This window comes from Acidimicrobiales bacterium (assembly GCA_036270875.1).
Classification (GTDB): Bacteria; Actinomycetota; Acidimicrobiia; order Acidimicrobiales; family AC-9; genus AC-9.
In genome coordinates this window covers 66,101-82,404 of record DATBBR010000050.1, presented here as the reverse complement: position 1 = coordinate 82,404, position 16,304 = coordinate 66,101, and the positions used below count along the sequence as shown (strand labels likewise).

Here is a 16,304-nt window from a genome sequence, read left to right as displayed (position 1 = left end):
CTTGCGCGTCGGCCCGAGACCGGGCACGTCGTCGAGCACGCTCTTGGTCATGCGCTTCCCGCGCAGCTGCCGGTGATAGGTGATGGCGAAGCGGTGCGCCTCGTCCCGGATCTGCTGCAGCAGGTACAGCGCCTCGGACGTGCGGGGGATGCGGATCGGGTCGGCCTGGCCGGGGACGTAGACCTCCTCGAACCGCTTGGCCAGCGACGCCACCGGGATCTCCTCGTCGAGGCCCAGTCGCTCGAGGACCCTGATGCCCACGTTGAGCTGGCCCTTGCCGCCGTCGAGGAGCAGCAGCTGGGGCGGATAGGCGAAGCGCCGTCGCCTGGCCCGCTCCCCCAATGGCGCCTCCCGCTCGGCCAGCAGCGCGGTGAACCGACGGGTGAGCACCTCCTCCATCGCCGCGTAGTCGTCATTGCCCTCGACCGAGCCGACCTTGAAGCGGCGGTAGTCGCTCGTCTTGGGGATCCCGTCCTCCATCACAACCATCGAGCCGACGTAGTCGCGGCCCTGGATGTGGCTCATGTCGAAGCACTCGATCCGCAGCGGTGCCTCGGGCAGGTCAAGCGCTTCCTGCAGCGCGTTGAGGGCACGGGCCCGGCTGTTGTGATCGGCGCCCCGCCGCAGGCGATGGCGGGCGAACTCCTCCCCCGCGTTGCGGGTCACCGTGTCGTGGAGCGCCCGCTTGTCGCCCCGCTGGGGGACGCGCACGACGACCCTGGAGCCCCGCAGCGACGCCAGCCACGCCTCATGCACGGCAAGGTCCTCGGGCTCGTCGGGGACCAGGACCTCACGGGGGATGTCCATGATGGCCTCGGCGTAGATCTGCTCGAGCACATGGCCGAGCAGCTGGGGACGGTCAAGGTCCTCGACCTTGTCCACGATGAAGCCCTTTCGCCCCACAACTCGGCCGCGGCGGACGTGGAACACCTGCACGGCCGCCTCGAGCTCATCCTCGGCCACGCCGATGACGTCGAGGTCCTCGGGCCGTTCGGTCACCATCTGCTGCTTCTCGATGGCCTTGCGCACCGAGGTCAGCCGGTCCCTGAGGCGGGCGGCCCGCTCGAACTCCAACCCCTGGGCGGCCTCGCGCATCTGGGTCTCGAGGCGACGGACGATGGTGTCGGTGTCTCCGGCCAGGAAGTCGACCAGCTCACCTACCAGGCGGTCGTAATCCGGCTTGTCGATCTCGCCCACGCACGGACCGGTGCACTTCTCGATGTGGTACATGAGGCAGGGGCGGCCGAGCCGCTGGTGGTGCGCGAGCTTGTTGTCTGAGCACGTCCTGACCGGAAACGAGCGCAGGAGCAGGTCGAGGGTCTCCCGGATGGCGTAGGCGTGGGCGTAGGGACCGAAATAGCGGACGCCCTTGCGCTTGCGGCCCCGCATGACCATCGGCCTCGGCCACTCGTCGTCGAGCGTCACGGCGAGAAATGGGTAGCTCTTGTCGTCCCGGAGCCGGATGTTGAAACGGGGCCGGTGGGCCTTGATGAGGTTGTACTCCAGCATCAGGGCCTCGACGTCGTTGCGAACCTGGATCCACTCGACGCTCTCGGCGCTCGCCACCATCTGCGCCGTCCGCGGCGGGAGGTTGGCCGGATCCTGGAAGTAGCTCGCCAGACGGTGACGGATCGAGTGGGCCTTGCCTACGTAGATGACCCTCCCCTCGACGTCCTTGAACTGGTACGAGCCAGGAGCGTCGGGGATGGTCGCCGTGGCAGGCCGTTGCAGCACGTCTCCAAAGTCTATGAGCAGCGGCACAGCCGGCAGCGCTGTAGCCTCCAGGCGCCGTGGCGACGCGTCAGCCTCGGGGGCTTCTTTGGGGCGCGCTGTTCCGTGTGGAGCCGAGCCGGCCCGCTGTCGGCGCGGGTCTGCGGGTGGCGGCCGCGATCGCCGTGCCTCTGGTCATTGGCCTCGGGATCAACCGGGTGACGGTGGGCGCGGCCGCGGCCCTCGGCGGGCTCAACGTGGGAATGGCCGACTCCGGGGGCCCCGAGCGGACCCGGGTGGCGGCCATGTCCATCGCCGCCGTCGCCGACGCCGCCGCATTCGCCCTTGGTATCGCCGCGGCACGGTCCCTGGGCACCGCTGTGCCGCTGATGCTGGCCATCGCCTTCGCCGGGGGCATCGTGACCCTCTACGGCCGGGTGGCGGGCAATGTCGGCTTCGTCGTCACCGTCGTCTTCATCCTGGGCCTCGGCTTTCCCCCTGGCGCGTTGAGCGGGGTCGAGGCGCTCTGGGTCTCCCTCGTCGGCGGGGTCTGGGCGATGGTCCTCGCTGTGGCCCTGTGGCCCCTGCGCCCGTACGCGGGGGCGCAGAACGCCGTCGCCGGCTGCTACGTGGCTGTGGGCAGGCTGGTGACCGAGGCGTGCTCGCCGGTGCGGCGCGCTGGAGCGGTGGGCCGGGCCTCGCGCCACGCCCGGGAGGCGCTGAAAGATGCTGATGCGATGGTTGGCGCGACGCGCTTCGGGCGGGACGGCGAGAGCCTCGCCGGCCGAGTGCTCGCCGCCCTCAACGAGGCAGCGGGGGTGGTGCTCGACGTCGCCGACGGCCTGGCCGAGGAGCTGGCCGACAACCGACCGGGGGCCACGGCGACCCAGGTGCAGGCGGCGGGCGAGAGGATGAGCCAGACCCTCCGCTCGGTGGGCAATGCCGTGCGGGCCGGCAGCCGGCCCGACGTGACGGGGGCGGAGACTGCCGTCGGGGACCTGGACGAGGCGGTGAACGCGCTCACGGCTCGCGTGCTGCGGGGCGCCGGCGACAGCAGCGAGCTGGCAGCGCTGCGTCCCGTGAGCAACTCTTTTCAGCGCCTGCGGGATGGGGTCGCTGACGCCGCGTCGTTGGCCATGGACCTGCGCGGGCGTTCCGTGGGAGATGACGTCCAGCGGCTGATCGCCTCGACCGGACCGACGCGCCGCGAAGGAGGGCGCCGCCCGGCCCATCTCGGCCGGTGGGTCGCCCTGACGAGCAACCTCACCCTCGACTCGGTCGCCCTTCGCCACGCCCTGCGGTACGCCACGGCGACGACGGTCGGCGTGATCATCTTCCGCAGCCTGAGCCTGCCCAAGGGGTACTGGGTCCCCCTCACCATCGCCGTGATCCTGAAGCCCCACGCCGGCGTCACGCTCCAGCGGGCCCTCCTCCGCGTCGGCGGCACGATCCTCGGCGCCCTGCTGGCTGTCGCTATCACCGCCACGGTGACCAGTGACTGGGCGCTGGCGCTGCTGACGATCCCGGTGGCCGTCGTCGCCTTCTCGTTCCAGCCTCACAACTACGGGCTCTGGGTGATCTTCTTCACTCCCCTCGTCATCCTTCTGACCGAGGTCGGGCATCCCGGGCAGTGGACCCTCGCCGGCTGGCGGGTTGCCGACACCCTCATCGGCGGCGCTCTCGCCCTCGCCGGTAGCTACCTGCTCTGGCCGGACTCCTCTCGAGGGACGGCCCACCGGGAGCTGGGCGCGGCGGTGATGGCGAACCGGGCCTATTTCTGCGCCGTCATGCGGCGGTACATCTGGCCGGGACCCACGACCGATGGTCTGGAGGAGCCACACCGAATAGCCGCCCTGGCGGCCGACAACGCCGAGGCCGATCTCCAGGGTCTTCTGGGCGAGCAGCCCCGGGGTGGTGCGCTCGTGAAGCAGTTCTGGACCCTGGTGGGCGCCAACCGCCGCGTCTACAGCGCGGTGACCGCCCTCGAGGCCCACCTCGGCACCTTCACCGGGCGCCACCCGGTTCCGAGCCTGCCCGAGCTCTGCCGGCACCTCGACGCCGCCCTCGGCGATCTCGGGGGCGCCCTCCGACTCGGTCGCCCACCCGCCCCGCTTCCGCGCCTCCATGAATCCCTGAGCGCCCTCCAGGAGCGCCTAGGGACGGCGCGGTTGGCTCGAGCGAGGGAGCGGTCAGTCGGCGAGGCCGGGCCGGGAGGCGGGCCCAGTGGTGAGGCCGGGCCGGGAGGCGGGCCCAGTGCGACGGCCCGCTCGTCTGTCGTGGAGGAGCTGCGGGACGAGTCCCTCGTGGTTGCCGAGGCCGAGCGCCTCGTCAGGGCGGTCGAGGCCATGCGCTCGGCGCTGGCCGGCCGCTGACCCGGCGGCGGCACGAGACTCCATATCACCGGTCGTCCGCCTACACTCTGGTGTACGCCGGCCTGGTACTCCGGCGACATACACGCTCCGAGGCCGACAACCCCGCGGATGGGCGACCAGGCTGTCCCCGCCGGCCGAGATCGGAGCGCTCCCCAGAGAGGGGTTTCCCAAGATGCTGCGACTCCAGACACCGCTCCCCGAGCGCTATACGGGCGCGTCGCCAGAAGAGCTGGCCGGGCGGATCGGGGCGGCCAAGGCCGCCCTCGGGCCGAGATTGCTCGTCCTCGGCCACCACTACCAGCGGGACGAGGTGATGCGGTGGGCCGATGCCCGGGGTGACTCGTTCGGCCTCTCCCGCACGGCCGCCGACCGTCATGACGCCGACTTCGTCGTCTTCTGCGGCGTCCATTTCATGGCCGAGTCGGCGGACATCCTGACCAGCGCCCACCAGGCCGTGTTGCTCCCCGATCTCAACGCCGGGTGCTCGATGGCCGACATGGCCGACGTCGAGTCAGTCGAGGAGGCCTGGGAGGAGCTGGCCACCGTCACCGACGTGGAGCGGATCGTCCCGATCACCTACATGAACTCATCGGCGGCCCTCAAGGCGTTCGTCGGTCGTCAGGGCGGGGCGGTGTGCACGTCCTCGAACGCCCGGGCGGTGCTCACCTGGGCCCTCGGCATCGACGGCTCCGAGCCCAGGGGCGACAAGGTTCTCTTCTTCCCCGACCAGCACCTGGGGCGCAACACGGGTCACCAGCTCGGCTTCACCGAGGACGACATGCGCGTGTGGAACCCCCGGCGCCCGCTAGGAGGTCTGGAGGGCCCGGACGTGAAGGAGGCCACGTTCCTCCTGTGGAAGGGCCACTGCTCGGTCCATCAGCGCTTCCGACCCGAACATGTGGAGGCCTTCCGGGCCGAGCATCCCGAAGGCGTGGTGATTGCCCATCCCGAGTGCGCGCGCGAGGTGGTGGAGCTGGCGGACCAGGTGGGTTCGACCGACTTCATCATCCGGGCCGTGGGCGAGGTACCGGCGGGCACCGCGGTCGCGGTTGCCACCGAGATCCACCTCGTCCAGCGCCTGGCCCACGAGCATCCTGATCTGTCGGTTGTCTCGCTGGACCCGTTGATCTGCCCGTGCTCGACGATGTTCCGCATCGATGACGCCCACCTGGCCTGGGTGCTCGAGGGACTCGTGGACGGCGATGTGCGCAATCGCATCACCGTCGACGAGGAGACGGCCCGCTGGGCCCGAGTGGCGCTGGAGCGGATGCTCGAGATCGTCTAGCTCCGTGGCTCGCCAGCCTCGGTGCCGTCTCCCGCACTTGGGCGTGTTTCACCTTACGTCGAAATCGGTCGCCGATCGGCCGGCCACTTCGCCCACTCACGACCGCTGTCCCCGGCCGCAGGGCTACAGGTCGCCGGAGGTGATCACGTAGCTCCGGCCGCCCGGGGCCACGGTGGCGGTCACGGATCTATCGCTGATGAAGAAGTTGGAGTTCGTGGTCGGGCCGCCGCTGCTGAAGCGGACGTCACAGGTGTAGTCGGAACGCCGGGTGTTGACGCAGGTCACCTGAGTCACCTTGGTACCTGCCGGCAGGCCGCTGGTGCCGCTGTCCAGCTTGTGCTGGGCCGAGTCCCGTATGGCCGAGGCCAACGTCGTGGGGTTGTCGAGCCGGCCGGTGCTGCCGCCGCCGCCTCCGCAGGCGGCGGCCACTGTCCCCGTCACCAGGGCGGCTGCGGCCACATCTGCCAATCGCATCGAGCCCCCTTTTCGACCAAAGGTGGAACGCGACCAATAGCCTGGACGCACTCGTGGCCGGGCGCTAGTGGTCCAGGACCCTGGTCAGGAACTGACCGGTGTAGCTCTCGGGGGTCTTGGCGACCTTCTCGGGGGGGCCCTCGGCGACGACGGTGCCGCCGCCCTCGCCGCCCCCTGGGCCCAGGTCGACGATCCAGTCGGCCGTCTTGATGACGTCCAGGTTGTGCTCGATGACGATCACGGTGTTCCCCTGGTCCACCAGCCGGCTCAGGACGCCGAGGAGCTTGCGCACGTCGTCGAAGTGCAGCCCCGTCGTCGGCTCGTCGAGGATGTACATGGTGTGGCCCGTCGACCGCTTCGACAGCTCGGTCGACAGCTTCACCCGCTGCGCCTCGCCGCCGGAGAGCGTCGGGGCCGGCTGGCCCAGCCTGACGTAGCCCAGGCCGACATCGACGAGTGTCCGCATGTGACGGGCGATCACGGGCTGGTTGGCGAAGAACTCGAGCGCCTCCTCGCACGACAGATCGAGCACGTCGGCGATGTTCTTCCCCTTGAAGGTGACGTCGAGGGTGTCGCGGTTGTACCGGGCCCCCTTGCAGACCTCGCAGGGCACGTACACGTCAGGGAGAAAGTGCATCTCGATCTTGATCGTCCCGTCCCCGGCGCACGCCTCGCATCGTCCTCCGGCCACGTTGAACGAGAACCGCCCGGGCTGGTACCCCCTGACCCTCGCCTCCTGAGTCTGGCTGAAGAGCTTGCGGATGGCGTCGAACACCCCGGTGTAGGTGGCCGGGTTCGACCGGGGCGTGCGCCCGATCGGCGATTGGTCCACGTCGATGACCTTGTCGATGGACTCGGCGCCCTCGATGGTGCGGTGCCGGCCAGGCACGACCTTGGAGGAGTAGATGCGCTTCATGAGGCCCCGGTAGAGGATGTCGTCCACGAGGGTCGACTTCCCGGAGCCTGAGACCCCGGTGACCGTGATGAAGCAGCCCAGGGGAAGCTCGACGTCGATGTCCTTCAGGTTGTGCTCCCGGGCCTCCCTGATGACCAGCCACTCTTCGCCCGGCTCGCGCCGCATCTGGGGCACGGGTATCGACAGCTCGCCGTTGAGGTAGCGGCCCGTCAGCGATCGCCCGCATTTCTCCAGCTCGGACAGCGGCCCGGAGCAGACGATCTCACCCCCGTGCTCGCCGGCGCCGGGACCGATGTCGACGACGTGGTCGGCGATCCGGATGGTCTCCTCGTCGTGCTCGACCACGATCACGGTGTTGCCGAGGTCACGCAGGCGCAGCAGGGTGTCGATGAGCTTGCGGTTGTCCCGCTGGTGCAGCCCGATCGAGGGCTCATCGAGGACGTACAGGACCCCGACCAGGCCGCTGCCGATCTGGCTGGCCAGGCGGATCCGCTGCGCTTCTCCTCCCGCCAGCGTCCCGGCGGACCGGTTGAGGCTCAGGTAGTCGAGCCCGACGTCGAGCAGGAACTGCACCCGGGCCTGGATCTCACGAAGGACGCGCTCGCCGATCATGCGCTCGCGCTCGGACAGCTCGAGGGCGCCGATGGCTTCGGCCGCCCGCGCGATCGACAGGCTGCAGAGCTCGTCGATGTTATGGCCGCCCACGGTGACCGCCAGCGACTCCGGCTTGAGCCGGGAGCCGTGACACTCGTGGCACGCCACTTCCCGCATGTAGCCTTCGATCATCTCGCGACCGTGGTCCGACTCGGCCTCGCTGTGCCGGCGCTGGAGATAGGGCAGCACGCCTTCATAGTGGGTGTGGTACGAGCGCACCCGGCCGTACCGGTTGCGGTAACGGACGTGGATCTGACGCGTTCCCGAGCCCTGCAACAGGACCCGCTGCTCGGACTTCTTGAGCTTGGCCCACGGCGTCTTCATCGAGAACCCGTAGGCATCGGCCACTGCCGCCACGACCCGGTGGAAGTACTCGGTGCGGTTGCCGGACCAGGGAGCGATGGCGCCCTCGGCCAGGCTGAGGGCCGGGTTGGGCACGACGAGCTCGGGGTCGACCTCGTAGCGGGTGCCCAGGCCGGCGCAGTGTGGGCAGGCACCGTAGGGCGAGTTGAACGAGAAGCTGCGGGGCGCCAGCTCGTCGAAGCTGAGGCCGTCGTAGCTGCACGCCAGGTGCTGGCTGAAGGTGAGGATCTCGTCGCCGGCCCCCTCGGCCCCGTTCGCCTCGACCGGCACGGTGCGCTGCTTCCCCCTGCCCTTGGACGCGGCGCTGGCCCGGGTGCCGTTGCCACGCGGTCTGCCCTTCGCCGAGCGCCCCTTGTCGCCGCCGCCCGCATCGGCGCCGCCGTCGCCGTTGGTGCCGTTGGGGCCCGACCTGGGGACCAGCTGCACCTCCGCGACCCCGTCAGCCAACCGTAGGGCCGTCTCCAGGGAGTCGGTCAGTCGACGGACGATCCCATCCCTGCGGACCAGCCGGTCGACGACGACCTCGATGGTGTGCTGCTCGTACCGGGCCAGCCGGCCGACGTCCCGCTGCTCGCCCAGGTCCTGCACCTCGCCGTCGACCCGGACACGCGAGAAGCCTTGCTTGGCCAGCTCGTCGAGGAGGCCCTCGTACTCCCCCTTGCGCCCCCGCACGACCGGCGCCAGCACCTGGAAGCGGGTGCCGTCGGGCAGGTCCATGATGCGGTCGACGATCTGCTGGGGGGTCTGGCGGGTGACCGGCCGCCCGCACACGGGGCAGTGGGGCTGTCCGACCCGGGCGTAGAGGAGCCGCAGGTAGTCGTAGATCTCGGTGATCGTGCCCACCGTGGACCTGGGGTTGCGGGACGCGGACTTCTGGTCGATCGAGATGGCGGGCGACAGACCCTCGATGAAGTCCACGTCCGGCTTGTCCATCTGGCCGAGGAACTGGCGGGCGTAGGCGGACAGGGACTCCACGTACCGCCGCTGGCCTTCGGCGTAGATGGTGTCGAAGGCGAGCGAGGACTTCCCCGACCCGGAGAGCCCCGTGAACACGATCAGGCGGTCGCGGGGAAGCTCCAGGGAGACGTCCCTCAGGTTGTGCTCGCGGGCACCGCGGATCACCAGGACGTCTGACACAGATCGAGGATACTGGCGGGACCTGGATTTCCCCGCGGATCGTGGGGGCGCGCCCGGGCCCGCCCTAGCCGACCTGGCGGAGCTCCTTCTTGAGGTCGCCGATCTCGTCCCGGAGGCGGGCGGCGTACTCGAACCGGAGCTCCGTGGCGGCCTCACGCATCTCCTCCTCCAGCGTCCGGATCAGCCTGGTCAACTCGTCCTGGGGCAGCTCGGCCAGATCGCCTCGGGGCGAGTCACGCCGTCGCGACCTGCGGTCCCGTCCCGGTCGGGGCGCCTCGGCGTCGGGGCGGATCTGGGCGAGGATGTCGGTGACGGCCTTGCGAATGGTCTGGGGGTCGATCCCGTGCTCCGCGTTGTAGGCCTGCTGCAGCGCCCGGCGCCGCTGGGTCTCGGAGATCGCCCGCCGCATCGAGTCCGTGACGGTGTCGGCGTACATCACGACCTGGCCCTCGACGTTGCGGGCCGCCCGGCCCATGGTCTGGATGAGCGATGTCTCGCTACGGAGGAAGCCCTCCTTGTCGGCATCGAGGATGGCGACGAGGGACACCTCGGGCAGGTCCAGACCCTCGCGCAGGAGGTTGATGCCGACGAGCACGTCGAACTCGCCCAGACGAAGGTCCCGGAGGAGCTCGATGCGCTGGATGGTATCCACATTGGAGTGCAGGTAGCGGACCCGCAGACCCATCTCCAGCAGGTACTCGGTCAGGTCCTCGGCCATCTTCTTGGTGAGGGTGGTGACCAGCACCCGTTCACCCCGAGAGGTCGTCTGGTTGATCTGCTCGATGAGGTCGTCGATCTGCCCCTTGGTCGGCTTGACCACCACCTCGGGGTCGACCAGGCCCGTGGGCCGGACGATCTGCTCGACGACGTGGGCCGACTGTGAGATCTCGTAGGACGCAGGGGTGGCGGACATGAAGATGCACTGGTTGATGCGCTCGTACAGCTCGTCGAAGCGCAGCGGCCGGTTGTCGACGGCCGAGGGCAGGCGGAAGCCGTGCTCCACGAGAACGTCCTTGCGGGAACGGTCCCCCTCGTACTGCCCGTGGAGCTGCGGCACGGTGACGTGGCTCTCGTCGAGGACCAGCAGGTAGTCGTCAGGGAAGAAATCGATCAGGGTGTGCGGCGCCTGCCCCGGCTGGCGGCCGTCGATGTGACGGCTGTAGTTCTCGATGCCGGCGCACGAGCCCACCTCGGCCAGCATCTCCAGGTCGTACTGGGTGCGCATCCGCAGACGCTGGGCCTCGAGGAGCTTTCCCGCGCCATCGAAATAGGCCAGCCGCTCGGCCAGCTCCTCCTCGATGCCGCCGAGGGCCCGCTTCATCCGCTCGTCGCCGGCGACGTAGTGCGTGGCCGGGAAGACCACCAGCTCCTCGAGCACGCCCAGCTGCTCTCCGGTCAGGGGGTCGAACCGGCTGATCCGCTCGATCTCGTCGCCGAACAGCTCGATGCGGATCGCCGTCTCCTCGTAGGCGGGGTGAACCTCGATGGTGTCGCCCTGGACCCTGAACTTCCCCCGCACCAGATTGGTGTCGTTGCGCTCGTAGTTGATGGCGACCAGGCGGGAGAGGACGGACCGCTGGTCGTGCTCCTCGCCCGCCCGCACGAACAGCATCCGCTGCTCGTACTCCTCCGGCGAGCCCAGGCCGTAGATGCACGAGACGGAGGCCACCACGATGACGTCACGTCGGGTCAGGAGGCTCGCGGTGGTGGAGTGACGGAGCCTGTCGACCTCGTCGTTGATCGAGGAGTCCTTCTCGATGTAGGTGTCGCTCGAGGGCAGGTAGGCCTCGGGCTGGTAGTAGTCGTAATAAGACACGAAGTACTCGACCCGGTTGTTCGGGAAGAGCTCCCGAAACTCGTTGGCCAGCTGGGCGGCCAGCGACTTGTTCGGAGCGATCACCAGGGTCGGCCGCTGGACCTGCTCGACCGTCCAGGCGATGGTCGCGCTCTTGCCGCTCCCCGTGATCCCGAGAAGGGTCTGAAACCGGTCGCCCTCCAGCACCCCGCGGCTCAGCGCCTCGACCGCCGCGGGCTGGTCACCGGCGGGCTCGAGATCGGAGACGACCTGAAAGCGGCGTGCCTCGGACACCCAGCCGATCGTACCGGCGGGGTGTATCACTCGGGGCCGGGTCGTCCCTTTCGGCGCCGGAGATCCTCGATCCAGTCCCAGGCCCGATCGACCTCCCCGACCAGGTCCTCGGTGGAGCCCGAGTTGTCGATCACCACGTCTGCCAAAGCCAGCCGGTCCTCCCGCGTCGCCTGGGCGGCCATGCGGGCCTCGATCTCGGCGGCCTTCATACCGCGGTCGCGGACCAGCCGGCTGACGGCGACCTCCGGTGGGGTGTCCACGACCACGACCGCGGCCACGCCGTGGGGCAGGTCCCGTCGTTGGCCCGAGGCCTCACCGCCCGAGCGCCGCCGGCCGCCCTCCACGAGCAGGGGCACGTCGAGCACGACCACGTGGTCGGTACCCGCCTGGGCGGTGAGCCGCTCGGCCATCGCCGCGCCCACCACCGGGTGCGTGATGGCCTCGAGGTCGGCCCGCGCCGAGGGGTCGGCGAACACCACGGCGGCCAGGGCGGGACGGTCGATGGCACCGTCGGCGGTCACCACGCCGGGGCCGAACCGGTCGACGACCGGCTGGTACGCGGGCCCGCCCGGCGCCACCACCTCGCGGGCGATCCTGTCGGCGTCAACGACGACGGCACCCCGCTCTTCCAGCAGCGCCGAGACGGTTGATTTTCCCGAGCCAATGCCTCCGGTCAGGCCCACGACGAGCACGTCCGGACGGTAGCGCTCCCGGCGACGTCGCCGCGCCCGACGGCTCCAGCCGGGCCCCGGGACCGGTCGATCGGCGGCACCCGAGACCTGACGCGGTTGCCCCCGGCTTGCTCTGCCGTATGCCCGATGTCACACTCCTGTCACATTTCGGTCATCAGCGGGCAGGTCTCGAACCAGAAAGGACAGCGATGTCCGACGCAATCGACCGCCGCAGGTTCCTCGCCCAGGGCATTCGGACGGCAGCAGGAGTCGCTGTCCTCGGTGGAGGCGCGTCCACCCTCCTGGCGGCCTGCAGCAGCGGCGGAAGCTCCAGCACCTCCACCGGCACCAACGCGGGTGTATCGACGGCGACGCCGAAGCCGGGAGGCACGGTCACCTTCGCCACCGAGGCGGAGATCGACGGCTTCGACCCGACCAAGAACCGGTGGGACTCGACAGGCATCCTCTACTCGAGGACCGTCTACGACAACCTGACCACTATCGACGCAACTGGCGCGGTGAAGCCCTACCTGGCCCAGTCGATCACCCCGAACAGCGACTTCACGAAGTGGACGATCACCATCCGCCCCAATGTGGTGTTCCACAACGGGACGCCGCTGACCGCCGCCGCAGTCAAGACCAATCTCGACGCCGTCAGGGCGGCCCTCCTGACAGGCCCGGCGCTGAGCAACATCGCCAGCGTCGACGTGACCGACCCCATGACCGTGGTGGTCTCCATGAAGGCGCCCTGGGTCCCGTTCCCGCTCTACCTGACCACCCAGACCGGTGTCGTGGTCGAGCCCGCCAACCTGCTCAGCGGCAACTGCCAGCAGCACCCGATCGGCACCGGGCCCTACGTCTTCCAGCAGTGGGTGCCAAATGACCACTTCACCTCGACGAAGAACCCCCACTACTGGCGGCAGGGGCTCCCCTACGTCGACCAGGTGACGTTCAGGCCGATCCCCGACCCTCAGTCCCGCGAGAACAGCCTCAAATCCGGCACTGTCGACATGATGCACAGCTCGGACACCCAGAACCTGGTGGATCTCCAGGGCGACTCGAGCTTCGTGACCATCGACGACACCCGCTCCGTGTTCGAGCCGGACATGGACTTCGTCATGCTCAACACCGCAGTTGCCCCGATGAACGACATCCGGGTCCGCCAGGCGCTCGCCTACGCCATCGACAAGAAGAAGGTCATCAACACGGTCTGGAACGGCCTGCCTCCGCAGTCGTTCGGCCCCTTCGTGCAAGGGTCGCCCTACTTCGGGCCGACCGGCTACCCGGACTTCAACCTGGCCAAGGCGCAGTCGCTGGTAAAGCAGTACCAGGCCGAGAAGGGCCCGATCTCCTTTGAGTTCGGCACTATCAACACACCCAAGGCTCTCGAGATCAATCAGCTCGTCCAGGCCATGTGGAAGCAGGCCGGGATCCAGACCCAGATCGCCCAAGTCGAGCAGACCCAGTTCATTCTCAACGCCCTCCAGGGCAAGTACCAGGCCTACAGCTGGCGGCAGTTCGCCACGCCCGACCCCGACGCCAACTACGTCTGGTGGAGCGCGGGCACCGCCGCCCCTGTTGGCTCCCTGGCCCTCAATTTCGCCCGCAACAACGATCCCCAGGTCCAGCAGGCCCTGGACCAGGGTCGCGCCAGCGCCGACCCCGCTGTTCGGAGCGCCGCATACCAGAGCATCGCCAAGCGTTTCGCTGTCGACTTTCCCTACCTCTGGATCAACCGGGCCATCTGGATGGTGTCCGCCAAGCCCCGGGTCCAGAACTTCGCCGGGGCCACGCTTCCTGACGGCTCGAAGGCTCCCCCGATGATCGACGGGATCGTCTCGACGACGCAGATGTGGGTCAACTCCTAGCAGTGCGGATGACCGGTGTCACCTCCCGGCGGGTGGGACGCTGTATGTTCGCCACTGACTCCTGACAACAAGGAGGACGCGTGCCCAGGCCTGAACCCTTCGATCGCCGCACTTTCCTGGCTCGGGGAGCCAGGACCGCCGCGGGCGTGGCCGTCCTCGGCGGAGTGCCTGGGCTGCTGGCGGCCTGCGGCGGCGGATCGGGCTCGAGCAGCTCGGCCTCGTCGAGCGCGGGGGTCTCGAGCGCCACGCCGAAGCCCGGCGGCAGCGTCACCATGGGATTGACAGCGGACATCGACGGCTTCGACCCGACCATGAACCGCTGGGACGCCAACGGCGTGATCTACGGGCGAACCGTGTACGACCCTCTGGCTGCCGTCGCGGCCGACGGCTCGATCAAGCCCTACCTGGCCCAGTCGATCACCCCAAACAGCGACTTCACGAAGTGGACCATTACCCTCAGGCCCAACATCGCCTTTCACAATGGCACGCCACTCGACGCCAACGCGGTGAAGGCCAACCTGGACGGCCTGAAGGCCTCCGCCCTCGCCGGCCCGGCTTTCACCAACATCTCCAGTGTGGACGTGACCGGGCCGCTCACCGTCACGGTGTCCATGATGAGCCCATGGGTCCCGTTTCCGGCCTACATCTCGGGCCAGTATCAGTCCGGCTACATCGCCGAGCCCAGCACGTTGGGGAAATCTGCCGGGCAGCACCCGATCGGGACCGGTCCCTTCGTCTTCCAGCAGTGGATCCCGAACGACCACTTCACCGCGACCAAGAACCCGCACTACTGGCGTCCCGGCATGCCCTACCTGGACCAGATCACCTACAAGCCCATCGTCGACTTCCAATCTCGCGAGAACACGCTCAAGTCGGGTGGGATAAACCTCCTCCACAGCGACACGCTGCAGAACTACGTCGATCTCACAGGCGACTCGAGCTTCGTAACCGTCACCGATCTCCACTCCACGCTCGAGCCCGACCAGTCCTTCTTCATGATCAACACCGCCGTCCCGCCGGTGAGCGACGTGCGCGTCCGCCAGGCCCTGGCCTTCGCCACCGACAGGCAGAAGTACATCAACACCATTGACAACGGCGTGCCGCCCCAGTCGACCGGTCCCTTCGTGTCGGGGTCCCCGTACTTCGCGCCCACGGGATACCCGAGCTTCGACCTCAACCAGGCCAAGGCGCTGGTGGCGCAGTACGGCCAACCGATCAACATCCAGCTGGGCGTCACCAACAACCCCATCAACATCCAGGCGGCTCAGCTGCTGCAGAGCATGTGGAAGCAGGCCGGCATCCAGTCCACGATCACCCAGACCGAGCAGGCCCAGTTCATTCTCAATGCCCTCGAGGGCAAGTACCAGGTCTATCAGTGGGTCCAGTTCGCCGCCTCGGACCCCGACATCAACTACGTCTGGTGGAGCACTCCTACCGCCGCCCCTGTGGGCTCGCTGGCCCTGAACTTCGCCCGCAACAAGGATCCCCAGATCCAGCAGGCGCTCGACACGGCCAGGTCCAACCCCGACCCGTCGGTCCGGGCCACCAGCTACCAGACCGTGGCCAAGCGCTTCGCGTCCGACGTTCCCTACTTGTGGATCGACAGATCGGTGTGGGTCGTGGCGGCCAAGCCGAACGTCATGAACTTCAACGGGCCGACCCTCCCCGACGGCACCAAGGCCGTCGGGCTTCAGGGTGGCAGGATCTGGCCCACCCAGATGTGGGTCAGCTAGATGGGGGTGGCGGCAGCCGAGTGAGCCGACCAGGGAGAGGGCAGAGCAGCACATGGTGTTCGTAGCCAAGCGGCTCCTCCTCGCCATCGTCGTGCTGTTCGTCGTGACCCTCCTGTCCTTCGTCCTCCTCCACAACCTCCCCGGTGATCCGTGCATCGCTCGACTTGGTGCCAGCGCAACGACGAACGGGCTGGCTCAGTGCCGGCATCAGCTGGGCCTCGACCAGTCACTGCCGGCCCAGTACGTCCAGTATCTCGACCACAGCCTCCACGGCAATCTCGGCGTCTCCTACCTCAACGGACAAACAGTAGGCAAAGCCATCCAGCAGGCGCTGCCGATCACCGTGGAGCTGCTCATCGTGTCGCAGCTCATCGCCCTGATCGTGGCCATCCCCGTCGGAATACTCGCCGCCCTGCGACCCGACGGCGTGTTCGATCAGCTGTCCACCGGTGTCGCGTTCGGTCTCTTGGCGATCCCCGCCTTCATCCTCGGGGTCCTTCTCGTCTACCTGTTTGCCGTGACCTTCCACATATTCCCGGCGACGGGATACACCCCGCTCACCCAGGATCTCGGCCAGAACCTCAAATCGATCATCCTTCCGTCCCTGACACTCGGTCTCGGCTCCCTGGCCGTCTACATGCGGGTACTGCGGACCGACATGATCGCCACCCTGAGGGAGGACTTCATCACCATGGCGAGGGCGAAGGGGCTGCCCACCTCGCACATCCTGCTGCGCCATGCGTTTCGGCCGTCCACGTTCGCTCTGGTCACGGTGGCGGGGATCAATATCGGAACCCTCATCGGGGGCGTGTTCATCGTCGAGCTCATCTTCCAGCTGCCGGGCATCGGGCTCTTGACGCTCAACTCGATCTACGCCCGCGACTACGGCATCGTCCAAGGCACGGTGCTGGTCGTCGCCGTCGGCTTCGTCCTCGTCAACCTTCTTGTCGACCTCCTCTACGCCGGTCTCGACCCGAGAACCCGCCATGCCCGAGCCACCGTCTAGCCCCCAACCTTCGTCACGGCCCGGCG

10 protein-coding genes are annotated in these 16,304 nt (G+C 68.5%); 5 read left to right on the top strand and 5 right to left on the bottom strand.

The annotated features are described in order from the left end of the window. Positions 1 to 1,734: excinuclease ABC subunit UvrC (uvrC, locus tag VH112_05885; GenBank protein HEX4539759.1), on the bottom strand; the 1,734-nt coding region annotated here is incomplete at its 3' end. Between the two features lie 56 nt (positions 1,735 to 1,790). Here uvrC and VH112_05880 point away from each other — a divergent pair. Both VH112_05880 and nadA read left to right on the top strand, forming a co-directional pair. After that, the gene (locus tag VH112_05880) at positions 1,791 to 4,082 is read left to right on the top strand and encodes an FUSC family protein (protein HEX4539758.1); all 2,292 of its coding nucleotides are present in this window, start codon (positions 1,791 to 1,793) and stop codon (positions 4,080 to 4,082) included. A gap of 172 nt (positions 4,083 to 4,254) precedes the next feature. Beyond that, positions 4,255 to 5,367 (top strand): quinolinate synthase NadA, encoded by a 1,113-nt coding sequence (gene nadA / locus VH112_05875; GenBank protein ID HEX4539757.1) that lies wholly within the window; start codon positions 4,255 to 4,257, stop codon positions 5,365 to 5,367. A gap of 123 nt (positions 5,368 to 5,490) precedes the next feature. Here the strand turns inward: nadA and VH112_05870 are convergent, their stop codons facing one another. The 4 genes from VH112_05870 to coaE all read right to left on the bottom strand — a co-directional run bounded on the left by VH112_05870 (position 5,491) and on the right by coaE (position 11,692). After that, complete coding sequence (locus VH112_05870; protein HEX4539756.1) at positions 5,491 to 5,841, bottom strand: hypothetical protein; 351 nt, start codon at positions 5,839 to 5,841, stop codon at positions 5,491 to 5,493. Positions 5,842 to 5,905: 64 nt separating this feature from the next. Then, complete coding sequence (gene uvrA / locus VH112_05865; protein ID HEX4539755.1) at positions 5,906 to 8,911, bottom strand: excinuclease ABC subunit UvrA; 3,006 nt, start codon at positions 8,909 to 8,911, stop codon at positions 5,906 to 5,908. A gap of 64 nt (positions 8,912 to 8,975) precedes the next feature. Continuing rightward, complete coding sequence (gene uvrB / locus VH112_05860; GenBank protein ID HEX4539754.1) at positions 8,976 to 11,000, bottom strand: excinuclease ABC subunit UvrB; 2,025 nt, start codon at positions 10,998 to 11,000, stop codon at positions 8,976 to 8,978. A 26-nt stretch (positions 11,001 to 11,026) separates the two neighbouring features. Next, on the bottom strand, positions 11,027 to 11,692 hold the full coding sequence (gene coaE, locus VH112_05855) for a dephospho-CoA kinase (GenBank protein ID HEX4539753.1): 666 nt from the start codon (positions 11,690 to 11,692) through the stop codon (positions 11,027 to 11,029). Between the two features lie 188 nt (positions 11,693 to 11,880). On the opposite strand from coaE, the gene VH112_05850 reads away from it, so the two are divergent. The 3 genes from VH112_05850 to VH112_05840 all read left to right on the top strand — a co-directional run bounded on the left by VH112_05850 (position 11,881) and on the right by VH112_05840 (position 16,278). Further along, positions 11,881 to 13,539 (top strand): ABC transporter substrate-binding protein, encoded by a 1,659-nt coding sequence (locus tag VH112_05850; GenBank protein HEX4539752.1) that lies wholly within the window; start codon positions 11,881 to 11,883, stop codon positions 13,537 to 13,539. Between the two features lie 80 nt (positions 13,540 to 13,619). Next, positions 13,620 to 15,272: an ABC transporter substrate-binding protein gene (locus VH112_05845; protein HEX4539751.1), complete on the top strand. Its 1,653-nt coding sequence runs from the start codon at positions 13,620 to 13,622 to the stop codon at positions 15,270 to 15,272. Positions 15,273 to 15,324: 52 nt separating this feature from the next. Continuing rightward, the gene (locus tag VH112_05840) at positions 15,325 to 16,278 is read left to right on the top strand and encodes an ABC transporter permease (protein ID HEX4539750.1); all 954 of its coding nucleotides are present in this window, start codon (positions 15,325 to 15,327) and stop codon (positions 16,276 to 16,278) included. The last annotated feature ends 26 nt before the right edge of the window (positions 16,279 to 16,304 follow it).

What these genes read in the sequence shown, in the direction of transcription:
- nadA (HEX4539757.1), top strand. Translation starts at nt 4,255, where the DNA reads ATGCTGCGACTCCAGACACCGCTCCCCGAGCGCTATACGGGCGCGTCG.
- VH112_05870 (HEX4539756.1), bottom strand. Translation starts at nt 5,841, where the DNA reads ATGCGATTGGCAGATGTGGCCGCAGCCGCCCTGGTGACGGGGACAGTG.
- VH112_05850 (HEX4539752.1), top strand. Translation starts at nt 11,881, where the DNA reads ATGTCCGACGCAATCGACCGCCGCAGGTTCCTCGCCCAGGGCATTCGG.
- VH112_05840 (HEX4539750.1), top strand. Translation starts at nt 15,325, where the DNA reads ATGGTGTTCGTAGCCAAGCGGCTCCTCCTCGCCATCGTCGTGCTGTTC.